This window comes from Peristeroidobacter soli, assembly GCF_004138485.1.
Taxonomy (GTDB): Bacteria; Pseudomonadota; Gammaproteobacteria; order Steroidobacterales; family Steroidobacteraceae; genus Steroidobacter; species Steroidobacter soli.
In genome coordinates, this window is sequence record NZ_RYEV01000004.1 from 975,702 (window position 1) to 1,000,934 (window position 25,233).

Annotated in this window: 18 protein-coding genes; 4 read left to right on the plus strand and 14 right to left on the minus strand. The window is 62.2% G+C overall.

The genetic code is table 11. The features are described from left to right. The first annotated feature begins 41 nt into the window (after window positions 1-41). Window positions 42-1,073, plus strand: a complete 1,032-nt coding sequence (locus EKO19_RS19740; RefSeq protein ID WP_129778156.1) for a glycoside hydrolase family 43 protein — start codon at window positions 42-44, stop codon at window positions 1,071-1,073. Here the strand turns inward: EKO19_RS19740 and bluB are convergent. Next, a complete protein-coding gene (bluB, locus tag EKO19_RS19745) occupies window positions 1,070-1,738 on the minus strand; it encodes a 5,6-dimethylbenzimidazole synthase (protein ID WP_129778157.1) in 669 nt (222 codons plus the stop codon). The genes EKO19_RS19740 and bluB overlap by 4 nt on opposite strands. Window positions 1,739-1,862: 124 nt before the next feature. Between bluB and EKO19_RS19750 the strand changes: the two genes are divergently transcribed. The 3 genes from EKO19_RS19750 (at window position 1,863) to EKO19_RS19760 (ending at window position 4,980) form a co-directional block, all read left to right on the plus strand. Beyond that, entirely contained in the window at window positions 1,863-2,720 is an 858-nt protein-coding gene (locus EKO19_RS19750; RefSeq protein WP_129778543.1) for a LysR substrate-binding domain-containing protein, read from the plus strand. A gap of 8 nt (window positions 2,721-2,728) precedes the next feature. Continuing rightward, the gene (locus EKO19_RS39920) at window positions 2,729-2,920 is read left to right on the plus strand and encodes a DUF1289 domain-containing protein (protein WP_129778158.1); all 192 of its coding nucleotides are present in this window, start codon (window positions 2,729-2,731) and stop codon (window positions 2,918-2,920) included. Window positions 2,921-3,063: 143 nt separating this feature from the next. Beyond that, window positions 3,064-4,980 carry a CocE/NonD family hydrolase gene (locus tag EKO19_RS19760; RefSeq protein ID WP_129778159.1) on the plus strand — a complete coding sequence of 639 codons (1,917 nt, stop codon included), beginning with the start codon at window positions 3,064-3,066 and terminating at the stop codon, window positions 4,978-4,980. A 3-nt stretch (window positions 4,981-4,983) separates the two neighbouring features. Here the strand turns inward: EKO19_RS19760 and EKO19_RS19765 are convergent, their stop codons facing one another. From EKO19_RS19765 to EKO19_RS19825, 13 genes are all read right to left on the minus strand, one after another. Then, window positions 4,984-6,393, minus strand: a complete 1,410-nt coding sequence (locus EKO19_RS19765) for an amino acid permease (protein WP_129778160.1) — start codon at window positions 6,391-6,393, stop codon at window positions 4,984-4,986. Between the two features lie 70 nt (window positions 6,394-6,463). Continuing rightward, window positions 6,464-7,042 (minus strand): cob(I)yrinic acid a,c-diamide adenosyltransferase, encoded by a 579-nt coding sequence (locus EKO19_RS19770; protein WP_129778161.1) that lies wholly within the window; start codon window positions 7,040-7,042, stop codon window positions 6,464-6,466. A 10-nt stretch (window positions 7,043-7,052) separates the two neighbouring features. Continuing rightward, window positions 7,053-8,003: a methylmalonyl Co-A mutase-associated GTPase MeaB gene (gene meaB, locus EKO19_RS19775; RefSeq protein WP_129778162.1), complete on the minus strand. Its 951-nt coding sequence runs from the start codon at window positions 8,001-8,003 to the stop codon at window positions 7,053-7,055. Beyond that, window positions 8,000-8,383: a hotdog domain-containing protein gene (locus EKO19_RS19780; RefSeq protein ID WP_129778163.1), complete on the minus strand. Its 384-nt coding sequence runs from the start codon at window positions 8,381-8,383 to the stop codon at window positions 8,000-8,002. The genes meaB and EKO19_RS19780 overlap by 4 nt, the downstream gene beginning before the upstream one ends. A 14-nt stretch (window positions 8,384-8,397) precedes the next feature. Beyond that, window positions 8,398-9,921 carry a class I adenylate-forming enzyme family protein gene (locus EKO19_RS19785; protein WP_129778164.1) on the minus strand — a complete coding sequence of 508 codons (1,524 nt, stop codon included), beginning with the start codon at window positions 9,919-9,921 and terminating at the stop codon, window positions 8,398-8,400. Continuing rightward, a complete protein-coding gene (locus tag EKO19_RS19790) occupies window positions 9,918-10,316 on the minus strand; it encodes a cobalamin B12-binding domain-containing protein (RefSeq protein WP_129778165.1) in 399 nt (132 codons plus the stop codon). The genes EKO19_RS19785 and EKO19_RS19790 overlap by 4 nt, the downstream gene beginning before the upstream one ends. A gap of 23 nt (window positions 10,317-10,339) precedes the next feature. Further along, window positions 10,340-12,028 carry an acyl-CoA mutase large subunit family protein gene (locus EKO19_RS19795; RefSeq protein WP_217705466.1) on the minus strand — a complete coding sequence of 563 codons (1,689 nt, stop codon included), beginning with the start codon at window positions 12,026-12,028 and terminating at the stop codon, window positions 10,340-10,342. Between the two features lie 147 nt (window positions 12,029-12,175). Continuing rightward, on the minus strand, window positions 12,176-14,140 hold the full coding sequence (locus EKO19_RS19800; RefSeq protein WP_129778167.1) for a CocE/NonD family hydrolase: 1,965 nt from the start codon (window positions 14,138-14,140) through the stop codon (window positions 12,176-12,178). A 13-nt stretch (window positions 14,141-14,153) separates the two neighbouring features. Continuing rightward, window positions 14,154-17,138, minus strand: coding sequence for a TonB-dependent receptor plug domain-containing protein (locus EKO19_RS19805; protein WP_129778168.1), 2,985 nt, complete (start codon window positions 17,136-17,138; stop codon window positions 14,154-14,156). 206 nt (window positions 17,139-17,344) lie between these two features. After that, a complete protein-coding gene (locus EKO19_RS19810) occupies window positions 17,345-20,956 on the minus strand; it encodes an ABC transporter permease/M1 family aminopeptidase (RefSeq protein ID WP_129778169.1) in 3,612 nt (1,203 codons plus the stop codon). An 11-nt stretch (window positions 20,957-20,967) separates the two neighbouring features. Then, window positions 20,968-21,861: an ABC transporter ATP-binding protein gene (locus tag EKO19_RS19815; RefSeq protein WP_129778170.1), complete on the minus strand. Its 894-nt coding sequence runs from the start codon at window positions 21,859-21,861 to the stop codon at window positions 20,968-20,970. Window positions 21,862-21,899: 38 nt separating this feature from the next. Continuing rightward, window positions 21,900-23,408 (minus strand): M20/M25/M40 family metallo-hydrolase, encoded by a 1,509-nt coding sequence (locus tag EKO19_RS19820; RefSeq protein ID WP_129778171.1) that lies wholly within the window; start codon window positions 23,406-23,408, stop codon window positions 21,900-21,902. Between the two features lie 109 nt (window positions 23,409-23,517). After that, window positions 23,518-25,071 carry a class I adenylate-forming enzyme family protein gene (locus EKO19_RS19825; RefSeq protein WP_129778172.1) on the minus strand — a complete coding sequence of 518 codons (1,554 nt, stop codon included), beginning with the start codon at window positions 25,069-25,071 and terminating at the stop codon, window positions 23,518-23,520. Window positions 25,072-25,233 lie beyond the last annotated feature (162 nt).

Sequence of the window (25,233 nt, forward strand, 5' to 3'; positions counted from 1 at the left end):
TGATCAGATGTTTCCTAATGCAATCACGGGGTTTTCAACGGATGGTTCGCTGTAGTTGGTACAAGACGCGCTGGCTGATCGGCGCGGGAACGCTCGCGATGTTCGCAGCTCGGGTTGCGTCCGCCGCGGACGCATCGACGTACACCAATCCCCTGCTGCCCGGCGGCCCCGATCCCTGGATCACCCAGGTGGATGGGGTTTATTACTACATGCACACGCTGGGCAATCGGATCGCTCTGTGGCGCACGGACAATATCGCCCACCTTGCGCAGGCAACGCCGCTCGTGGTCTGGACCGCGCCGACCACCGGCCCGAACGCACACTCCATCTGGGCGCCCGAGCTGCATCGCCTGGATGGCAAATGGTTTCTCTATTACTCAGCGACCGCGAGCGGCTTCACCGATGACAAACATCGCGCGGTGTTCGTGCTGGAGAACGATGCGGCCGATCCGATGAACACCCACTGGATCGATCGTGGTCGCGTCAACACGGCGCGCCCTGGCATCGACGGCACGGTGTTCACTCACGCGGGCAAACGTTACTTCGTCTATTCGCCATACACGGAAACGGACACGTCGCTGGCGATCGCGGCAATGAAAAATCCCTGGACACTGACCGGCCCTGAAAATGTGATCGCCCGCCCCAATCAGCCGTGGGAACAACAAGGCGGTCGCAAGATCGTCGAGGGTCCGGAATTCCTGCCCGGCCCCAACGGAGATTTGTTTCTGACCTATTCGGCGAGCGCCTGCTGGTCGGATGGCTATTCGCTGGGACTGTTGCATGCGGCACCGGGCGCCGATCCGCTCGATCCCGCCGCGTGGAGCAAATCTCCGCGGCCCGTGCTGAAGAGTGCCAACGGCGTGTATGCGACCGGGCACAACGGGTTTTTCATGTCGCCCGATGGCAAGGAACATTGGATCATCTATCACGCCAATTCCGCGCCCGATATGAAGTGCACGCAGCAGCGCGCTCCGCACATTCAGCGCTTCGACTGGACCGACCAGGGCTGGCCCGACTTCGGCGAACCCGTGGCCGAAGGCGTGCCACTGCCGGTGCCGTCGGGCACGCGCTAACGCGTCTCGGCGGTTTCGTTCCAGCGATTGTCGAACACGAACTCCTGAAGCTGCCGGCCGACCGTCCACCCCTCCAATTCGAGCATGGGAGCCGGGTAGAACGCATCGACGTGCCCGAGGCATAGAATCGCCACGGGCTTCGCGCCGGCGGGCATGTCGAGCAACCGCGCCAGCGCTTCGGGTTCGAACAAAGAAACCCAGCCCATGCCCAAGCCTTCGGCGCGGGCGGCGAGCCACAAGTTCTGAATGGCACAGGCCACCGAGGCCAGATCCATTTCCGGCAACGTGCGGCGTCCGAAGATGTGCCGCTCGCGACCATCGGCCAGCGCGGCGACCAGCACCTCGCCACACTCGAGCACGCCCTGCACTTTCAAGCGCATGAACTCATCGCTACGCTCGCCGAGCGCGGCCGCTGTTGCTACCCGTTCCCGTTCCACCAGCTCGTGAATTCTCACGCGCAGGGCGCGATCGCTGATTCGAATCAAGCGCCACGGCTGCATCAGCCCCACGCTCGGCGCCCGGTGCGCCGCGCGCAACAGCCGCCACAACGTCTGCTCGTCGATGGGCTCGCCGTTGAAGTGGCGCATGTCGCGACGTTCGGCGATGGCGCGATACACCGCGTCGCGCTCGGCATCGCTGAAACGATTTTTGGCTGAGTTGCTCACGAAATCATTCTACCTGCGCAGCAGGACGCCTCGCTCGCGCGATCCCCAGATTTCATTCTAGTGAGGCCCGAATCCCCACGAAAACTAATAGCTCTAATACACGCAATAAAGTAGCCTAATGTCCATGACCACCCAGCTCGACATCGATCTGCTGAGAAATTTCGCAGCCATCGCTGAAGCCGGCGTCATGAGCCGGGCCGCGGACCGGGTGGGACGAACCCAGGCGGCATTGAGCCAGCAGGTGAAACGGCTCGAGATCGCCGTTCAGCAGACGCTGATGATCCGAACGGGTCGGGGCATCACGCTGACCTTGCAGGGTGAGCGCCTGCTCCAGCACGCACAGAAGATTCTCCGCACCCACGATGAGGCGGTCGCGGAGCTGATGGGCGTGAGCCTGTCGGGCAACGTGCGGTTCGGCTGTCCCGACGATTACGCGAGAGTGTTTCTTCCGCCGCTGCTACAGAGCTTTTCCCAGCAGCACCCGCAGGTGTTCGTCGAAGTGATTTGCGCCCCGACGCCACGGTTGCTGGAGCAGCTCGACGATCAGGCTTTGGATATCGCGATCGTGTCCATGCCCGACAGTCCACAGCGCGATCAGTTCTTGCGTCGCGAGCCGTTCGTCTGGGTGTGCGCCAAAGGCAGCACTGCCTATACGCTCGATCCGATACAACTGGCGCTGTCGGATGTCGATACCCTCGATCACCAGGCCGCAACGTCGCGCCTCGACAAGATCGGGCGCAGCTATCGCGTCGCTTACGCGAGCGGCAGCATGACGGGGCTGACGGCCGTGGTCCGCTCCGGCCAGGCGATCACGGTGCTGACTCAAACCGCCGTGCCGCCGGATCTTCAGGTGATTCCCCTCTCCACCGGCCTGCCCAAACTTCCTTCGGTGGGCATCACGGTCAAGACCGGCCGCAGCAAGTCATCGAGGCTGCTCAAGAGCTTCGAAACTCACATCCGCTCGGTCCTGCCGACGCTCTAGGGCCTAGAATGTCCCAGCCCGTCCCGCTTTCGCCGTGCGTCGGCATCTGCACGCTCGATCGCAGCAACAACACGTGCATCGGTTGCGGCCGCCTGCTCTCTGAAATCGCCGCCTGGTCGCGCATGACCGACGAAGAGCGAACCACCGTGTGTCGGCTCGCCGCCGCGCGCCTCGATCGGCAACGCCGAACAAACAAATAGTCCACGCCCCCAACCTTCCCCGGCCGGGTGATAACGGCACCTGATACTCGGCATAAGATCTCTTAAATCCGGCCGCGCAACGAGCTGCTATAGAGTTTCGTCGCAGAACATTCAAATACTGCGACTTTCCGGAGGTTGGATCGATGCGAGCTCCCCACAAGGCCACGCTCCTGGCGCTGGCCATCGCCGCGTGCTTGCCGGCGTCGGCACAGAACACGCACTACAAGGATTGGGCCGAGATCGAGGCCGATCTGGTCGACAAGAAAATGCTTCACCGGCCGGTGCCGATGCGAGACGGCGTGCAGTTGGACGCCAGCATCTACCTGCCCAAAGGCAAGGGACCGTTCCCAGTGGTGCTGTACCGCTCACCCTACCTGCCGGACATGTTCTTCACGCCCGGCGTAATGCCCTTGAACGATCTGAATGCCGTGCTGCTCGAGAACGGCTATGCCCTCGTCCACTCGAATGAGCGCGGACGTTATTGGTCCGGTGGCGAGTATGAGTACCTGGCGAACGCCGGCGAAGACGGTTACGACACCATCGATTGGATCTCGAAGCAGCCCTGGTCCAACGGCAAGGTCGGCACCTACGGCTGCTCCTCCACCGCCGAGAACCAGCTCAAGCTCAACACCGCCGCTCATCCGGCGCACGCCGCTGCCATCGCATTGGGGCCAGGCGCCGGCATTGGCAAGATCGGTCCCTACAGCGAACAGGGCAACACCTTCCGTGGCGGAGCGCTGCAATTGCTGTTCGCATCCTGGTACCGCGGACTCATTTTCTACGGCAAGTACGGCGACCCGCGTCCCCAATATCCCGCCGATCTGACCGTTGAACAACGCGAACGCCTCGGCGAGACCTTCCGTCTTCATCCGAATCGCGGCGACTTCAGCACGTCACCGGGCTTCGACTACGACAAGTACTTCCGCTCTCTTCCCGTTCGCGACCTCAACAAGGCCGCCAACGGGCCGGTCACGGATTGGGACCGGTTCTCCGCTCGCACGCCCAGCGATCCCGCCTGGAAAGACATCGCGCTCTCCAACGAAGGCGACAAGTTCGGCGTACCCATGCTCTGGGGCTTCACCTGGTACGACATCGGTGTCGCCCCCAACGTCGCGCTCTACAACTACGCTCGCGACAACACATCGACAGACCGCGCGCGTGGTGCTCAACAGATGTTCATCGGGCCCACGTCACATTGCATGATGGGTGCCGAGAAGAAACAGACGCTCGTCGGTGAACGCAATGTCGGCGACGCCCGCTACGACTACACCGCCCGCTACCTGGAGTGGTTCGACTACTGGCTCAAGGGCATTCGCAACAACGCGCTCCAGCGCCCCAAGGTGGACTACTACCAGATGGGCGCGAACAAATGGGTCAGCAGCGACACCTTTCCGCTGAAGGGCACGAAGTACGTCGATATGTATCTGACCAGCGAAGGCCGCGCCAACACGCTGTACGGCGACGGCACGCTGAGCTTCGATCGCCCCAAGAAAGCAGCCGCGGATACGTTTGTCTACGATCCCTTGCGACCGGTGCAGACCTATGGCGGTGGCGCCTGCTGCATGGGAACGGTCAAAGCCACGGGCTCGTTCGATCAATCGACGCTCGAAATGCGCAACGACATCCTGGTCTACAACAGCCCCGTGCTGGACAAGGACCTGACCGTCGCCGGCTTCATCGAGATCGATCTCTACGTCTCCTCCGACGCCAAGGACACCGACTTCACGCTGAAGCTCATCGACGTGGATGCCGACGGCGTGGCGTACAACCTGGACGACAACATCCTGCGAGCCCGATATCGCAACGGCTACGACAAGCAGGTGTTCATGAAGAACGGCGAAGTCTACAAGCTGAGCTTCGCGCCCATGATCACCGCCAACACGTTCAAGAAAGGCCATCGCGTGCGACTGGAAGTGTCCTCCAGCAACTTCCCGCGCTACGACCGCAACCTCAACACGGGCGGCAACAACTTCGATGAGTCGAAGGCAGCGGTGGCACGCAACAGCGTCCACCACTCCGATAAGTACCTGTCGCGGATCCGGCTGCCGGTCTCGCCCTGACCGTCACTGCTTGCCGAGCGGACTGCGACGGTAGCCGTAGAGGAAATAAACTACGGCGCCGATCGCAGTCCAGATCGCGAACCGGCCCTGAGCCAGCTTCGGCAGACTCGAGAACAGATACAGGCACCCGGCCACGGCCAACGGCCCGACCAGCCACAGCGTCGGACAGCGAAACGGCCGATGACGATCGGGCTGCGCACGACGCAGCACCATCACCGAGATGCTCACGACGACGAACGCGAACAACGTGCCGGTGTTGGACAGCTCAGCAATTTCGTCGACGGAGAACAGCCCCGACACCACTGCGACGAACACGCCGGTCACAATCGTAATGATGTGCGGCGTGCGAAAACGAGGATGCACCGTGCTCAGTCTCTCCGGCAGCAAGCCGTCGCGGGACATCACGAACAGGATGCGCGTCTGCGCGAAGACCATCATCAGGACCACAGTGGGCAATGCGACGATGGCCGCCAGCGCCACGAGATTGCCCACGGTTGGGAAGCCTAATGAGCGCAGGATCGACGCCAGCGGCTCAGTGTTGCCAGCCAGCTCCAGGTAAGACGTGGTGCCCACCGCGCCCGCGGCCACCAGCACATACACCGTCGTGCAGATCACCAACGAGCCGATCAATCCAATCGGCACGTTTCGATTCGGATCGCGCGTCTCCTCCGCGGCCGTCGACACGGCATCGAAGCCAATGTAGGCAAAGAAGATCAGCGCCGCTGCGGCCATCACGCCCTTGGCGACACCGCCCTCCTCGGTCGTGCCGAATCCATAAGGCATGAAGGGCTGGAAGTTGGCCCAGTCGATCCGGGGCACGGCGATGAAGATGAACGCGCCGAGCGCCAGCATCTTCACGAACACGAGCGCGGTCGTGAAGTAGACGCTCTCACGCGTGCCGACGATGAGCAGTCCGGTCACTGTCAGCGTGGCAGTCACGGCGATGAGATTCACGCCGCCGCCTTCGACGGCAAACACTCCGGCCTTCAGAGCCAGCGGTATCTCGATGCCCATGCTTTGGAGCAATCCGGTCATGTAGCCGGACCAGCCCACCGCCACGGCCGCGCCCGCGACCGCATACTCCAATATGAGATTCCAGCCGACCAGCCAGGCGACCAACTCTCCGATCACTACATAGGAATAGGTATAAGCGCTGCCCGCGACCGGCACCATCGCCGCCAGCTCGGCATAAGCCAGCGCGGCGAACGCGCACACAGTCGCCGCAATCACGAAGGACAACAACAGACCCGGCCCGGCTCGCTCCGCGCCCACCGCGGTGAGAACGAAGATGCCCGTGCCGATGACCGCACCGACGCCGAGCAACATCAGTTGTATGGGACCGAGCGTCCGCTCCAGACCTTTGCGCTCAGCGCTCTCGATACAGGCTTCAACAGGCTTGATTCGCCGATTCATAGGATCCCCGAGTCATAGTGGTCCCCCGGCTACAGATGCCGCTGCTGAAATCGGTGGCTGGGGCGGGTTGTTATCGTTTGCGGTCGTGCCGCCACAGCACTTCCGAGCCATGCTCGTGACGAGCCAGCACGCGCGCGATCACGAACAGCAGGTCCGAAAGTCGATTCAGATAGCGCGCCGCTTCGGAATTGACGTTTTCCGGTGGCGACGGCGCTGATGTCTCCAGCGTGATCAACGTCCACACGCGGCGCTCCGCTCGACGCGCAATCGTGCGTGCCACGTGACACGCCGCCGCCATCGGCCCACCGCCGGGCAATATGAAATCCTTCAGCGGCGGCAATGGCTGGTTGAACGCATCCAGCTCCTGCTCGAGTCGTTCAACTTGCGGCGCGGTGATGGCGCGACTGCCTGGAATGCACAGCTCGCCGCCCAGATCGAACAGTTCGTGCTGAACCTCGGTGAGACAGGAACTCACTGCCGCCGGCAGCGCCGGATAGGCGAGCAACACACCGATCGAGCTGTTGAGCTCATCGACGGCGCCATACGCTTCGACGCGCTCGTGATCCTTCGCCACGCGCTGCCCGTCACCGAGGCCGGTCGTGCCATCGTCGCCGGTACGCGTATAGATCTTGCTCAGACGATTTCCCATATGTGCGCCTTCAGCCCTTGGCTTCGGGCCCGAGCAACTCGTCCACTGCACCGTAGGGATCGAGCCGCTTGCTCACGACCTGGGACACCACGTCCTCGATCTGTTTCGGATCCATGCGACGCTCCAGCTCTCGTAGCACGCGCTCGCGCATCAGTGCCTGGATCTCGGTTCGCATCGCGTCCGCGTTGCGTCTCTGGGCCTCGCCGCTCTGATTCGCCCATTCCCGATGTTTCCGGACCGCGCCCATCAGATCTTCGATGCCGGTGCCCAGATTCGAGGACGTCTTGATCACCGGCGTGCGCCAGTCATTGCGCGGCGTGCCCAGATTCAACATCTGCATCAGGTCTTTCACGGCTTCATCCGCACCGGGACGATCCGCCTTGTTGACGACCAGCAGGTCGGCGATTTCGATGATGCCGGCCTTGATCGCCTGGATGTCGTCACCGGCGCCGGGAATGGTCAGCAAGCAGACGGTATCGACGACGCGCACGACGTCGATCTCCTGCTGACCGACACCCACTGTCTCCACCAGGATGACGTCGAATCCCATCGCATCGAGCACGCTGACCACGCGACGGGTGGCACGCGACAATCCGCCCGACTGACCGCGATTGGACATGCTTCGAATGAAGACGCCCTTGTCGAGATACTGCTCGCGCATCCGAATCCGATCACCGAGGATCGCGCCGCCGGTGTAAGGGCTCGATGGATCGACGGCGACGACAGCAACCCGCGGCACCGTCTTTCGATAGGCCGCCGTGAGCGATGACACCAGCGTGCTCTTACCCGCGCCCGGCGGCCCGGTGAAGCCGACCTTGAGCGCCCGCCCCGTCTGTGGATACGTGGCGCGAATGACTTCGGTCGCGCCCGGCTCGTCGTTCTCGACGATGGACAACAGCCTCGCGATCGCTGCGGTATGCCCCGCACGCGCGGCCGTCAGCAATTCGGAGACCGTCTTCATTTCTTGACCGCGCGCTGCTTCGGTACCGGAACCACGGCCACACAATTCGCCTTGACCACGAGCAGCGGCTCGGCGAGCACATCAGCGGCCGAATCTTCCGGGTTCACCAGTTGCACGATCTTGTGAGCCGTGCACTCGAGCTTGCGCGAGGAATTGCCGGTAGACACGAGCTTCGCCCGGATTTCGAGAAAGTCGCCGCTGCGCACGGGCGCGAGAAACTCGGCATTCATCGTGCGCATCAGGCCTTCGTCGCCGTCGTTGTGAATCAACACTTCGGTGACGGCATCGCTCATCAGCTGCAGGATTCTGGCGCCGTCGACCAGGCCGCCGGCGTAGTGGCCATCGGCCGTGGACAGGCGCAAACGAATCAGACTTTGCATCGAAACCTCTGGAGTTAGTAGCTGCCGGTGGCGAGCAGTCGCTCGCGAACCACGCGACGCGCGATCTTGCCGATCCCGGTTCTGGGCAGATCGGCCACGATATGAATGGCCTTCGGACGCTTGTAGCCGGCCAGGTTTTCCTGGCAGAACACTTTCAAATCCGCCTCGGACACCGCGGCTGCCGACGACAGAATCACGAACGCGTGCACGGCCTCGCCCCATTGCTCGTCCGGCACGCCGACTACCGCGGCGTCGCTGACCCGAGGATGGGCCATCAGCGCGGCCTCTATCTCGTTCGGAATCACGGTCATGCCGCCGGACTTGATGATCTCTTTGACGCGTCCCTTCAAACGCAGGAAGCCGTCGTCATCGAAGCTGCCGACGTCGCCGGTCCGCATCCACTGATCCACCATCACTTTCGAGGTCGTCTCAGGGTCTTGCCAGTAGCCGGCAAACATCGTCGGACTGCGGGCCACGATCTCGCCGCTCTCCGTGCAATACAGTTGAGCACCGAACATCGGCCGCCCCACTGTCTCGGTCTTGGTCCGATGATCCGCCGCGGTCAGCACCGTCAGGCACAGATGCTCGATCATTCCGTAGAACTGCACGAAGCGAACGGTGGGCATGCGCTCCATCAACGACTTGATCAGGGGCTCAGGCATGCGCTCGGAGGCATATGAGATCATGCTCAGTGAGGACGGAATTTCAGCAGGCGCCGCTTTGAGCAAGCGACGTAACGTCGTCGGCACTGCATCGAAGTGCGTGACCTTGGCATCGCGAATCGTCTCCCACACCGCGGGCTCGTCGAAATGCGGCAGCACGATGTGCGTGGCTCGCACCAGCGTGAGCGGCAACAGATGTTCCAGGCAGGAAGAGAACAACGGCAGGAAATGCAGCGTTCGCTCGCCATCGCCCAGGCCGAGTTCCAGGCACATCGTCGAGGCGGTGGCCGTCAAACTGCCGTGAGTATGCACGGCGCCCTTGGAGCGCCCCGTCGATCCGGACGTGAACAGGATGACAGCCGGATCGCTCGCTACGACCGGCGTGCATTGTTTCAGCCGCTCGGCGCTCGCAATGGCATCCACATAGGACTTGAAGCCGCTGCCCTCGGGCGCCTCATCCAGACACAACACATGCTCGATGCCGACATCGCGAAGCACGGCCCGTGACTGAGCGGCAATCGCCGCCTGCGCCGGACCGACGATGAGCACCTTTGGACGGATCTGCGACAACGCAACGTTCGCATCCTTCCAACCCCACCAGAAATCCAGCGGCGCGCAGATCGCACCGAGCATCGGCACGCCGTAAAACACTTCGACGAACTCGGGCCGGTTGTGGGTCCACAACGCGACCCGGTCGCCCTTCTTCACCCCGATCGCAGTCAGGGCGCCGGCGAGACGACGGGCGCGGTCATGCACCACGCCGTAGCTCCAGCTCTGCCGATTGAAGACGACAGCCTCGCGCTTGGGATCGGACAGCGCGGCGCGCGCCAGAATCGCGTCCAGACGCGGCACGCTGCCGTGCTCGACTCTGCTCATTGGGCCGCGTGCCACTTGCGAACGAAATCGATGATGGTGGTGGTCGGCGTACCGGGGCCGAACACCTCGGCGACGCCCGACTCCTTCACTTTCGGAATGTCCGGCGGCGGCAGAATTCCGCCCATCACCACCAGCACTTCCTTGGCTGCCTGCTCGCGCAGCGCCTTGCAGATCTCCTCGGCGAAGTGCAGATGCGCGCCCGACAGAATGCTCAGGCCGAGCACGTCGGCATCTTCTTCCACCACCGTCCGCACGATCATTTCCGTGGTCTGGAAAATGCCCGTGTAGATGACTTCCATGCCCGCGTCGCGAAAGGCACGCGCGATGATCTTCGCTCCCCGATCGTGACCGTCGAGTCCCGGCTTGGCCACGACCACACGCAAAGGCTTACTCATGATGTTTCCGATCTCTGTCTTGATTAGTAAACGAGCGGTGCGCGGTATTCGCCGAACACTCCACGCAGCACATCGCAGATCTCGCCGACGGTGGCCTGCGCCTTGATCGCGCGCACGACGGCCGGCATCGTGTTGATATTGCCGCGCGCGGCAGCTTCGATTTCTTTCAGTGCACTGGCGTGTTCGGCCTGAACACGCGAACGACGGATCCCTTGAGTGCGGCTGATCTGACGCTCGCCCAGGCCCGGATCGAGCGTGAACGCTTCGAACGGCAACTCGCCGGCGGGCTCGACATGAATATTCATGCCGACGATGTACTCAGTGTGCCTCTCCAGCGCGCGCTGATAATCGGCCGAGGCATCGGCGATCTGCCGTTGAATGAAGCCGTCTTCGATCGACTGCACCATGCCGCCGCGATCCAGCACCTGCTTGATCAGGGCCTCGGCCTCTTCTTCGAGCCGCGTCGTCAACGACTCCACGTAGTAGGAGCCGCCGAGCGGATCGACCACATCGGCAACGCGGTTCTCCAGCATCAGGATCTGCTGGGTGCGCACGGCGATCTTGATCGCCCCTTCGGAGGGAATCTGAAACGCCTCGTCCTTGGAGTTGGTGTGCAGCGACTGCGTGCCGCCGAGAATCGCGGCGAGCGCCTGCACCGCTGTACGAGCGATATTGTTGTCCGGCTGCTGAGCGGTGAGACTGACACCGGCCGTCTGACTGTGAGCGCGCATCGTCCACGAGCGCGGATCTTTCGCACCGACCCAGTCGCGCATCATGCGGCCCCACAGGCGACGCGCCGCGCGCAGCTTGCAGATCTCTTCGAAGAAGTCGTTGTGGATGTCCCAGAAGAACGAGACGCGGGGTGCCACGAAGTCGGCCGACAAGCCGCGCTTGACGGCTTCGGTCACGTAGCAGTGCGCGCCGGCGAGCGTGAACGCCAACTCCTGCACGGCATTCGAGCCAGCTTCGCGGATGTGATAACCCGACACGCTGATCGGGTTGTAACGCGGCATTGTCTTCGCCGCGTATTCCATCGTATCCACCACCAGACGCACAGCAGGCGCGGGCGGATAGATGTATTCGTTCTGTGCCGTGTACTCTTTCAGGATGTCGTTCTGACAGGTGCCGGTGATCTTGTTGTCCGGCACGTTCTGCTCTTTGCAAACCACTTCATACATGCCGATCAGCACGAAGGCGGACGCGTTGATCGTGTACGACGTCGACACCTCATCCAGCGGGATGTCCTTCATCAGCAAACGAACGTCGTCCACCGTATCCACCGCCACACCGATCTTGCCGATTTCCGGAACGGCGATGCGATGGTCGGAGTCGTAACCGAGCAGCGTCGGCAGATCGAAATCGGTCGACAGGCCGGTCTCGCCATGAGCGAGCAGATATTTGTAGCGGCCGTTGGTGTCCTCGGCGGTACCGAAGCCGGCCACCTGACGAATGGTCCAGGGCCGGGCGCGATACATGGTCGGGTGCACGCCGCGCGTGTAGGGATACTCACCGGGAAAACCGATCTGACTCGGCACGTCGATGTGCTCGACATCTTCGGCGGAGTACAGCTCCTTGATGGGCAGGCCGGACAGCGTGGTGAATTGCTCCTGACGCGTCGGCATCTTTTTCAGGCTGCCCGCAAGCGTGCTGTTCTTCCAGGTTTCCTGATCGGGCGACGCCGGCGCCGCCGCTGCTTTGCTTGCCTTATCCACTCGCACTCCCCGATGAACGGATTCGAAATGAGTTCTTGCCGAGAGCTAGTTTGCCGCCGGCCTTTTGATTGCGATAACTAATAGCTCTAATACGGGAGATAAGGCGGGATAATGGCGCGCCGTCCTCGCGACGGCGCGCCGGAGGCGCTATTTGACGACCGGCAACAGCACTGCGCTGGGCTGCGCTTGCGAGCGCAGCACGCTGATCTGTGCCTTCCGATAATCGCCGGGTTTGGCGTTGAAGATATTGGGCACGTAGGTTTGCGGATTCCGGTCGTAGGCCGGGAACAGCGTCGACTGGATCTGCACCATGATCCGGTGTCCCGGCTGGAACACGTGGTTCACGTTCGGCAGCTCGAAGCGATACTGCTGCGGCTTGTTGGGCGGAATCGCGCTCGGGTGCTCGAAGCTGGTGCGATAGCGGCCGCGCAGAATGTCCATGGCGATGGGCAACTGATAGCCCCGCATCTTTGGATTGTTGGGATAGTCGGCGGGATACACGTCGATGAGCTTCACGACGAAGTCACCGTCACTGCCGGTGGTCATGGCACGCAGATCCACGATGGGAATGCCCTGCACGCCGACCGGCTCGGTGAGCACCGGCGTTTCATAAGTGAGCACGTCGGGACGACCGTCCACGAAGCGCTGATCGGTGAACAGCGCATCGCCCCACCCGCTCCAGGAGCCGCCGGCCATGTTGGAGAACGGATCCAGGATGGGCCGCGGGATGAACGGCACGGGCTTGGCCGGATCGCTGGTGTAAGTATCGGCCTGCTGCCCCGAGGCGGTGGGCGCCTCGAAAGACAGGGTCGAGCCCTCTCTTATATATAGGGCTTTCATGCCGGTGGCACAGCCACGCTCGCAGGCGGTCGGCCAATCGTTGAAATGCTCCCAGCGGTTCTCACCGGTGTTGTAGACCGTCACGCGCGGCAGCTTGTGATCCGGCCCGTCACGCAGGTAATGCTCGAAGAACGGCAGCACCATGTCGCGGTTGTATTGTTTGGACGTGTCGCCTTCCCATTTCAACGGACCCATCTCATAACCGGTGCCATTGACCTGGCTATGTTTCCACGGCCCCATGACCAGCCAGTTGTTGTCGATCTTCCCGGCCGCCTTCTGCGCCCGCCACGCCTGATTCGCGCCGTAGATATCGTCCGAGTCCCACAGGCCCTGCTCCCACAGCGTCGGCACCTTCGACGGGCGAGCTGCCAGCAACTTGTCGAGCGCCTGGCCCTGCCAGAAGGCATCGTAGGCAGGATGCGCCATCGCACGCGCCACCCACGGCAACTGATCGAAACCGTAGGTCCTCACATAGTCGCCGGCGGAGCCCGCACGCAGAAACGTGTCGTAGTCATCGTGCGTATTCCGAGACGCGTCGCCGCCCAGCCCTGAATAGATGCCCGCCTCGCGACTCGAAGTTTGCATATAGATGTAGGGCAGCATCATCTGGCGGAAGGCGCCGTTGTGAAACCAGTCGTCGCCCATCCAGCCGTCCATGACCGGACTCTCCGGCACCGCCGCCTTGAGCGCGGGATGGGGATCCATCAGCGCGATCGCGGTGGTGAAGCCTTCATAGGACGACCCGATCATGCCGACCCGGCCGTTGGACTCCGACAGGTTCTTCACCAGCCACTCGATGGTGTCCCACGTGTCGGTGGTATGGTCGACCTTTGCGGAATTCAGTGGCCCGCGCACGGGCCACATCATCACGTAGTCTCCTTCGGAACCATACTTGCCGCGCACGTCCTGAAACACGCGGATGTAGCCGGCCTTTGCGAACTCCTCGTCGCTCAGCGCCAACGTATTCACCAGCAAGCGGCTCTTCGAACGCTCGATACGCGCAGCCGCGTTGTACGGCGTGCGGGTCAACAGGATCGGAGCATTCCTGGCCCCCTTCGGCACCATGATGATGGTGTGCAGCTTCACACCGTCACGCATCGGAATCATCTCGACCCGTTTCGTATAGTCGCGCTCGACCGCCGGTGCCTTGAACTCCTTGGGGAAGTCGCTCACCGAGGTCAGGTCGCTCGCTGAGTCCGTCGCATTCGCCGCCGACAGGACGCAGGTTCCAACCACCGCCAGAACACTCATCACACCGAACTTGAATCTCATTCGTGCTATCCCCTTAGAAGCTGGCGCGCAAACCCGCGTAATAGAAACGGCCGATCGGATCGTAGTAAGGGCTGCCGCCCGTGAAACGACCGGTGCGCGATCCGGGCGGTGGCTCGGTGTTGAAGACATTGTCGACCCCGAGCGAGAACTGATAACGATGGCCTGCGAAACCGAAGTCATATGCCGCGTGCACGTCGCTGATCGTCTCGTGACCCACCGTGTACGGGTCCTGGGTTTCGATCGGATTCGCCACCTCGACACGGGTGAATCGCACGCCGCCGATGTAGCGCAGCTGATAACCCAAGGTGAGATGGTTGACGTTGTAGCCCAGCTGTACGCCGCCACGAATCTCCGGATTGCGCGGCCCGCCCACCAGCTCGTTCGACAGCACCGCGTCGGCCAGCGGCTTTTCCTCATAGCTATCGACGTAGTTGGCGATGAGTCGCGCACTCAAGGCGCCCGGTCCAAGCATCAAGCGATAGTCGATCTGGAAGTCGACGCCCGAGGTCGACAGCCTGGCCAGATTTCGTGTCGTGAGCACGACTGTCTGAATCGCGCCATAACCCAGGCTGCTCGGATCCGGGTAGCGGGTGATCAGCGCGCAATATTGATTGTCGATGTTGTCGAAGTTGTCGTAACAGCCGCTGACCACACTGGTGGGATCGGGCGATGTGATCACCCCGTCGATCTCGATATCGTAGAAGTCCAACGACAGGGTCATCTCCGGAATGAACCTCGGCGTATAGACGAATCCATACGTCAGCGATGTTCCTTCCTCTTCCTTGAGCTTCGGATTGCCGCCAGCGATGCCGCCGTACGAGAAGCCGATGAAGCCGGGATTGAGCGCATAGGTGTTCGGATCGAGCCCGAACCGCGCCAGATCCGCCGTACAGTTGGCGAGACGACGGTCTGGTGCGGGCCCCTGATGCACATAGGCGGCCAGACACGGATCGTCGGGCACAGCGACCGTCCCCGATTGCGGCGTGAACAGCTCGCCGATGTTGGGCGCGCGCACCGACTCGGCGTACATGCCACGAAAACGAATATCTCGAACCGGCGCCCATTCGGCACCGACCCGCCAGGAGTTCGCACCGCCGGTCACACTGTAGTCCGACGTACGAAAGCCACCCTCGATCGCGAGCAGCTCGGCGAACGGCTTGTCCTTCAACAAGGGCACGCGGGATTCGATGTATGCCTCGGACACATCGTATTTGCCGATCACAGCGGGCGTCGCGCCGGTGTAGGTCTGTCCCGTGACCTGCGCGCTGTCCGGCAGCGTCTCGCTCTTCTCCTGCCGATACTCGAGTCCGGCGGCAAAGCTGACTGGACCCGCGGGCAACTCGAACACGGTGCCGTTCAAGGACGCGGCACCAACCATTTGTTCGACACTGCGCTCGGTCAACAGGTCGATCAGGAAATAGTTGTACGCGTCGCGGCTGATGCCGCCGGCACCGAACAGATCGGCGGGCCGGCAAGCGACGACATCCGGATCCTTGGGACCTCCCGCCAATGCCGCGTTGAGCGTGGCTCGGCACACGGGGCTACCTGGCGCCACACCTGTCACGCCCGCCACATCCGTGACCGGATCGGTTGCCAGTTGCCACCGGCGCGGATCGCGATTGTTGTGCTCGCGGTACTCCTCCGAAGTGCGGCCGTACTGACCGTAGACTTCGAACCGCCAGTCGCGAAAGCCGGTCTCGCCTTCGACACCGGCCACGAACCGATTCAGGTTTCGATGGATATCCGCGTAACGCTGCGGAAAGTCGCCGTTCGAGCGCGACATGGTGACCAGGCCGAAATTATCGGTGAACAACTGATCGAGCATCGCGCTCTGCGGCAGGAACGGATTGTCCGGGTAGACCAGGAACAGATCGCCGGTTTCCGGGTACGTGATGGCATCGAGCATCGGCGTCGACAGCACGGTCGTATCGGTCAGATAGGACTTCGCCTCGAAAAAGAAAGTGGTCTTCTCGGTCAGCTGATAGTTGAGGCTGGCGAACATCGACTTGCGTTCCATCGGCGTCGAGATGGCCAGGTATTTGCTCATGTCGATACCGTCGCCGCCGATCACATTCAGGAAGTCGCCCGCGCCGACGCCATTCGCGAAGGGGCGAATGGTGCCGTGGTCGAACACCAGATTGCCGCCATCGAGCAGGCCGAAAACGCTGCTCAGATCGCTGACGACGTTGGTCAGTCGACCGTTCGTGGCGAGCACCTCCGCCGGGATGCCGTCGTTCGGTCCGGTGTCGGCCGGATTGCCCACGAATGCGTAGCGCTTGCGCATCCATTCGCGTTGATTCGACGTGATGCCCCCGAGGGAGTTGTATGAGGCGCTCAGCACCGCGTTACCGCGTCCGTCGGCGAAGTTCGAGCCGACCGTCAACGCCATATATTTATTCTCGCCACCGCCCTCATCCGTGTCGCCGTAGCGCGTGTCGATCTGCACGCCTTCGAAGTTCTTTTTCATGATGAAGTTGACGACACCGGCGATGGCGTCCGCGCCATACGCCGTCGATGCGCCACCCGTGCTGATCTCGACGCGCTCGATCAACGCGGTTGGAATCGAGCCCACGTCGACTGCGGTCGAACCGGCCGTCGAACCGACGTGACGTCGACCGTCGACCACCACCAGTGTGCGATCCACGCCGAGATCGCGCAGATTCAAGCGTTCGGTGCCGGCGGTTGCCAGCGGCTTCGCGGAGTCGGCGCCCGACACTTCGGTGACGCGGCCGCTGTTGATACCGAACACCGGCAACTCCCGGATGTAATCCGAGATCATGGTGGCGCCGGAAGTATCGATATCGTCGGAGTTGACCGAAGTCACTGGAATGGGCGCGCTGGCATCGGGTCGAAGCAACTTCGAGCCGGTGACAACCACCTCTTCCAGCTCGACATCCGCGGTGCGCTGCGAGCGTTGTTGGGCAAGTGCTGAACCAGGTGCCACGGCCGCGCTGCCGAGTACCGAGAAAATCACTAGGTTTGAGAATCGCACGATCATGTCGTCCCTCCCCTGTCGTTACATTTTTAATTACGCGATGGGGACAGCTGTTGGTTTGTTACGCCGTCCCGGAATTGGAATGCAGTTTCCCCGCCCGGCGCCAAAGCGCACCGGGCCCCTGCAATGGAACATTTCAAATAATGGGCACGCCGCCCAGGGAGCGGAACCAAATTCTGGTAATGAGCTCCATAAGACAGCCTTAACGGTCAGCCACCGGACTCCGTGACTCGCACGATGTTGTCGTTCGAGTTACGGTCGATGAAGTTGATATAGGGATCGATGGCCGCGTACACCGGCTTGCGATCGGTAACGATCTTTATTTCCTGCTGGCCGGTGCGCACCGACAATCGTTGCATGGCCAGCACATTGGCCGCACCGAAGTCCGAATCGCCGGGCCGGGCGCTGAAGACGCCGATATCGATCGACTCATCCAGGGGCGCAGCGGTGTCGTTGCCTTTGCCGTCCGAGTAGAACTTCGCAGCGTCGACCAGCAACGTCGTTTCGTACTGTCCGTTGGTAAGCTTGCGCACGTTCGCCTGCTTGGTCGCGAGGTCGTAGAGCGTGATGCGGTAGAACTGATCGAGGATCAGCTCGCGTTCCGCCGGCGTGCGAGCCAGTGCCAGCAAGCCGTCGACCAGGTCGCTCGACCTCGCATAGGGCGCGGTCTTGAAGTGATAGCGGTCGATCAAGCCGCGCAACACGGTATTCACGCGCTCCTCACCCAGACGATCCTGGATCAGGTACATCACGATCGAGCCCTTGTTGTAATGGATGTAGCCCTGCTTGTTCACGCGAGCGAGCGGCTTTTCCTCGGCAGCTTCCTGCCGGCGTCCCTGCAGGTAGTAATCGAGCTCGTACTTCAGGAACTGGCGGATCTGATCCGGCCCGTAGCGATGTTTCATCACCATCAGCGCCGAGTACTGCGACAGGGTCTCGGTGATGACTTCGGCACCCTGCACATCCGCGGGCATCACCTGATGGAACCAATACTGGTGCGCCAGTTCGTGGGCGGTGACGTAGCCCAGGAAGTCGAGCTTCTTCGGATCGCGGAAATCCATGGTGAAGCCGGCCTTCTCCGAATAGCCCACCGTGCCGGGCGCCGAGTTCGCGCCGCCACCGTAATCGGGCCGTTCGATGATCCGGGCATAGGAATATTGATACGGCCCGTAATTGGTGCGGTAGTAGTCGAGCGCATCCTTCATCACGCCGAGCATGCGATCGATGTTCATCGGATGCTTCGGGAAGTAGTAGACGCTGGTCTTCACTCCGCCGGCGTCGGCGGTCTTCACGTCATAGCGCGCCGATTGGATGGTGATGAAGTTGAGCGTCGGGATGGGCGACACGAACCGAGCCGTGCGACGGCCGTTGGCGACGGTGTTCGACACCTCCGCCCCCGTCACGACCAGCGTCTGATCCTCATCCGTCGTCACCGTGATGTCCGTGTTCACCCGGTCGACGCCCACATAGCTCTTGGCCAACGCCGCCGTATCCTCCAGCTCCGGTGTCGGCAGCTCTGGCGCCAGGCCGTGCTTGCGACGCACGTTGTTCCCTTTCAGGAAGGACGAACGGTCCATGCCCAGCATCGGCGCGAACCCGAGATTGGTGAGATAAGCGCCGTTGCGCGCCGGCTGCGCATCGATCTCGTACGCTTGACGATCGCTCGGCAAGGACGCCAGGCTAGGCTTTCCCATCATGGTCTGAAAGGTCAGCGTGCCGCTCGCGCCTGGCTGTAACGGCTGGTCGAACCGGTAGATACGATGCTGGTTGACCTTGTCATCGCTGATCAATTTCGCGCCGGGCACCGAGACCTCTCGCAGCGGAATCATCGGGATCGTCATGCGGACATGCAGTGTCTCGATGGGTACTGCGGTCGCATTCACGAAGCGGTAGGTACCGTCGAACTGCACAAAGTGTTGCGCGGGCTGCAAATCGACCTCCAGCTTGATGTCGGTCAGCGTCGGCTGCGGCAGGTCGATGTACTTGGAGTACTCCTTCTCATAACGGGCAGTGCGGGTTTCCTCTTCGTCATCGCTGCCGAAATGATTCAGGACGTTCATGTTGTAGTAGATGAAGCCGCCCATGACGATCGTGACCAGCAGCGCGCTCGCCAGAACCGCCAGCGGCTCGCCATGCAATCGCGCCGGCAAGGTGCGCCACTGGGCCTTCAGCGTCACCGCCGTTCCACGACGCCACATCAGATGGCCGATCACGACCAGGATGACCGCAACCACCGTCCAGAAGATGCGCAGCCACCAGGACGCCGCGCCGTGATAGTTCGCCCCATTCATATCCGACAGCGGCATGGCCACTTCCGCGTAGTTGAGCAGCGGATGATTCAGGCCCAGGCCGGCAAAGACCGTCCCGGCGATCAGATACAGCAGCATGAGTCCCCAACCGACGAACTTGTTGGGGCTGATGGCCTGGATCACGATCGCCAGCACCGAAATCTGCAGCACATAAAGTGCGCTGGGACCGACGAACCACGCCAGCCACTGACCGAACTCGACGTCCGTGAGGCCGCGCGCGAACTGGAACAGGATCGATTCCAGCAACACGACCGCCACACACAGCACCAGCAGCGCACCCAGCACACCGGCGAGCTTGGAGATGAGGAAGATCCAGTTGGGCAGCGGGGTCGCATCGACGATCTCGTTGAAGCGACGCTCGCGTTCGCGCCAGACGACTTCACCGGCGAAGTAGATCGCCATCAGCAGCGTGATCAGCGTCGACGTGGCGCGAACCGTGTCGACGATTGCGAAGGTGCGCGGCCACATCGGAATGTCGTAGGCACGCCCGGCCAGATTCAACGTCGAGAACAGATTGATCGAGGTAACGAACGCCAGCACCCAGAAGGCCGGGCTTTTGAAGATCAGCTTCATCTCGAACACGGCACGCGTGTACAGCTGATGCCAGCCTGCAATTGCGGGCGTTGTGGCCGGCAGCCGAGCGACGACGACCGGTTTGACCGCGGTCAGCTTCTGCTCGCGAGCCGCCTGCCGCCTGGCGCTGCTCTTCGACACGCCACGATCGGCGAAACTGAAGCGCCACACCGCGACGGAGACGATAGCTGCGGAGATGCCCAGCCACACCAAGCGATGGCCGAGCAACAGCGAGGTGAGTTCCAGCGGCAGCGTGTTTGCCTGCGCCGGGCTCAGATAACGGATGCCCAATCCATAGGCGACCGTGCCAAACGGCTCGAAATAAGCGGCGAGCGACAGGTCCGGCCATTTCTTCAACATCGCGGTCAACGCGAAGTAGACGAACATGAACAGGATCACGGTCAGGTAGCTGTACGTCACCGACCGCGTCCAGCAGGCCACGGCGAAGAAAATCGCCGAGGTGATCAGCAGATTGGGCAGCGCCAGCACCAAATAACTGAACAGATAATCCTGCAGCCGGTTCGGCCCGAGGAAATCGGGATTGACCCAGGGCATGAATGTGCCGATCCAGATCGCCAGCGGCACGGCCAGGAACGCGACGGCGGCGCCCAGGAAAGCACCGCTGAAACGACCGAACATGTAAGGCAGCTTGCCGACCTTGGTCGAGCGGATGATGCCGCCGAAACCCGACTCGTCATCGCGCACCACCACGTTGCCGACGAACGCCGTCGTCACGAACATGAAGAACAGCGACATGATCAGCTGTATCTGCGCGATGGCGGTCGGCGCATTGGTGTGAATGTTTCCTCCGCTGCCGAGGCGGATCGACTCGGCGGTCGTCGCTCCGAAGGTCAGCAGAAAGAACATGATGGTGGCGACCCAGAACACCGGGTTGCCTATCTGATAGCGCAGCTCGAAGCGCGCGATTGTGTAGAACATCGTGCTGCCCCTTACGCGGCCTTACGCACGGCGCCGCGGCGGGCTCGCGTCAGGGTCGAGAGATAGACGTCTTCCAGGTCGCCCTCGACCAGCGAGAAACCGTTACCGGGATCGCGCTCCGAAAGCACGTGGACCACGGTTCGCCCGGCGAACAGACGGGTCGAGATCACTTCATACTTCGACTGCACTTCTTCGAGCGCGTCGTGCGGGATGGTCTTCGCCCAGACAGTGCCGCGGCTGCGCGCGATCAGTTCGCCCGGCGCTCCTTCCAACTGGAGGCGTCCCGCGGCCAGCACGGCCATGCGCGGGCATAGATCGGCGACGTCCTCGACGATGTGAGTCGAGAGGATGACCACCACGTTCTCGCCGATCTTCACCAGCAGGTTATAGAAACGATTGCGCTCCTCGGGATCGAGACCGGCGGTCGGCTCATCCACGATGATCAGTTGAGGATTGCCGATCAGCGCCTGCGCGATACCGAAGCGTTGCCGCATGCCACCCGAGAAACCGGCGATTGCCTTGGTGCGCACCGCCCACAGATTGGTTTGCACCAGCAATGTCTCCACCGTGGCGCGCCGATCGGCTGCCGACACGATGCCTTTCAGCGACGCCATGTGATCGAGCATGTCGTACGCCGAGACTCGCGGATACACACCGAAGTCCTGCGGCAGATAGCCCAGCGTTGCACGCAAACGATCGGGCTGCGCGAGCACGTCGATGTCGCCAAACTTGATCTCACCCGCCGTCGGCGTCTGCAACGTCGCGATGGTCCGCATCAGCGAGGACTTCCCCGCGCCGTTGGGCCCGAGCAATCCGAACATGCCCTTGCCGATGGCAAGCGTCACCCCGTCCAGCGCCCGTGTCCCGTTGGGATACACGTGCTCCACACCTTTCAAATGCAACAAGATCGTCTCTCCCCTGTCTATTTATTCGAGTTCGACCGCTAAGCGATGGATGCCAGCGTGTACAGAAATTCCGCGTACCCCATCGTCGCCTCGCGCAGGCCCGCAATCCGAGGATTGTTACTTTCGATGAGATAGAACTCGTCCGGCGCGTGCGCTTTGCCGCCAAACCCGAGTCCGAATTGATTGAAGGGCTTGCGCAGAGGCTCGCCGGTATAGATGTACCCGGGATAGGAGCCTGCGATGCGCGGCGTGATGGTGTGCTCTATCCCCCGGCGCCGGAGAAATTCCTGTTCGGCGAGTACCAGGCCGCTCCTTTCAGAAGTCTCGGTGGGATCGTAGTTGCCGATGACCTTGATCTCGATGTCATCGAAGCCGCGCTTCGACAGGTGCGCGCGCAGTTTCGCCAGACAGTCCGCGGCCTTCATGTCGGGCACGATCCGGAAATCCAGCTTGGCCGTGGCACGCGTGGGCAGAATGGTCTTGCCTCCCGGGCCAGTGTAACCCGCGACCAACCCTTCGATGTTCACGGTCGGCTCGGAGGTCATGCGCTCCATGGCCTCGGCCAGCGGCAGGTCGTCGATCCATTTCTTGACGCCGAGCGATGCCTTTACTTCCGCGTCGGTGCTGGTGCCGTTGAGCTTGGCGAGCATCACACGCTGCCGATCGGTGAGCGGACGATAGTGCTCGAACCAGCCATCGATGGCTGGCGTGTTGCCGCCATCCTTCACCAACGTCGACAGCGCTTCGACCAGTCGCCACACGGGACTATCCACGGCGGCCTTCATGCCCGAGTGGATGTCGTTCACGGAGCCTCGATCCCAGCGCTCACCGCTTGCGATCAGCTCCAACTCGATCATGCCCTTGGCACCGAGGCTGATCGCCAATTCGCCCTTCAGGCCTTGCAGGCCCGTCGGCATGAAGACCGCGTCGGTTCGCTGCAATTCGGCGAGCACCTCCGCATCCTTCAGAGCATTTTTCAGGTTGGGCGAGCCGATCTCCTCTTCACCCTCGGCGAGCAACACCAGATTCACCGGCAATGGCACACCGGCGGAGCGGAATGCATGAATGGCGGCGAGAAAAGTTCCTTCAGGCCCCTTGTGATTGCACGCGCCCCGCCCGCGCAGCGCACGGCCCATGGGATGATCGAACATCACGGGCTCGAGCGGCGGCGACGACCAGCCGGGCTCATCGTATTGCTTCACGTCGTACATGAAGTAGAGCCCGATCGTTCGCTTCGCGCCCGCATCGAGCACGCCGAACACCGCGGGATTGCCGCCCGTGGCAACTTTGCGCACACGAGTGAAGCCTGCGTCGGCTGCGAGCTTCGCCATGTAGTCGGCGCCCTGCTCGACGTTGAGCTTTTCGGCAGCGACGGTCGGCAAGCGCATCCAGTCCTTGATGCGAGTCAGCGAATGTTCGAAGTCGGCGTCCACCGCACGACGGATCGCTTTCAGCTTGTTGGCAGGCGGCGCCGAGGCCAAGGCCGCAGCGGACGAGAGCGTCGCGGCGGAGGCGATGGCGCCTTTGATCAATGTGCGTCGATCCATTATTTCTTCCAGAGCCAACGCGCCTGAACCGATACTAGCCAGCCGGTCCGTTGCCGGTCACTAATAGATCTAATGTGGAGGATTAGCCGCGCTTATCGCGCTGGACGCCTCATTTCGGCAGCGACGCCATCACCCGCTCGCGCACCAGCCGACGCGCGATCTTGCCAATACCGGTGCGCGGCAGATCCGCGACGATATGAAACTCTTTCGGTCGCTTGTAGCCCGTCAGCCGCTCCTGGCAGAACTGCTTGAGGTCGGCTTCGAGCAGCGCCGTGCCTGGGGCGAGCGTGACGACGGCATGAACGGCCTCGCCCCAGCGCTCGTCGGGAACGCCGATGACCGCAGCTTCCTTGACAGCGGGATGTCCGAGCAGAATTCCCTCGACCTCGTTCGGGATCACCGTGAGGCCGCCCGTCTTGATCATCTCTTTGACGCGTCCGTCGAGTACCAGGAAGCCGTCCTGGTCGAAGCGGCCGAGATCGCCGGTTCGCATGCCCTTGCTGGTGAGGATCTGGTGGGTCGCCGCTCCATCCTGCCAATAGCCGGCGAATACCGTGAGGCTGCGAGCGACGATCTCACCCGACTCGCCGGGCCCGACCGGCTCGCCATCCGAATTCAACAGGACGATCTGCGCGCCCAGCATCGGCCGGCCGACCGTACCGATCTTCCGAAGCTGATCGGCGGGACTGCAGACGGTGAGACACAGCTGCTCCATCATTCCGTAGAACTGCACGAAGCCCACGTTGGGCATGCGTTCGATCAGTGCGGTGATCAGTGGCTCGGGCATCCGCTCCGACGCATAGGTGATCGAGCGCAGCGACGTGGGAATTCTCGCTGGCGCGGCGTCGAGAATGCGACGAAGGGTCGTCGGGACCGCGTCGAAATGGGTGATCTGATACGCCTCGATCGCCTCCCACACGGCGGCCGCATCGAAGTGCGGCATGATCACATGCGTGGCCCGCCGCAAAGTCAACGGCAGCAGATGCTCCATGCACGATGAGAACAACGGCAGGAAGTGCAGCGTGCGCTCGCCATCGTGCAGATCGAATTCGAGCGCCGCGGTCGAGGCGGCCGCGAGCAGACTGCCATGGGTATGCACGGCACCCTTGGAACGGCCGGTCGATCCTGAGGTAAAGAACACCACCGCCGGATCGCTTGGAACCACCGGCGTCAGACTGCGCAGCTTCGATGCCGACGCGACCAGCTCCGCATAGGAATGGAACATCTTCTCCGGCGGACACTCCTCCAGACAAAAGACCCGTTCGATGCCGGCGGCCTGCAAGGCTTCGCCCTGCCCGGCGACGGCTGCGGCTTGCGACGGGCCGACGATCAGAACCTTGGGGCGAATCTGTTCGAGCGCCGCGTACGCGTCCTTCCAGGTCCACCAATGATCCAGCGGCGAGGCCATCGCCCCGAGCATCGGCACACCGAAGATGATCTCGACGAACTCGGCGCGATTGCCGATCCAGAGCGCGACCCGGTCGCCCTTGACGATTCCCAATCCGGCCAGCGCGCCGGCCAGCCGCCGGGCCCGGTCGTGAACCTCCGCATAGCTCCACGCTTTGCCCTGAAAAATCACTGCCGTGCGGCCCGGTTCGGAGACCGCCGCCCGGGCAAGGATCGCATCCAATCGAGGCTCGCTGCCGTATTCGTGCGTGCTCATCTGTTATGGCGAGAGTTGTCTGATGTGCCCGGATCTTAGCCAGCCGCGCCCGCCGGCATCTCTAATAGCGCTAATACACGGCATAAGCGCCCATTAATCCCGCCCGACATAAGAGGGATTTATCCGCTCCATTATTTCTATTCGCTGTCGGCGGACCGGCCG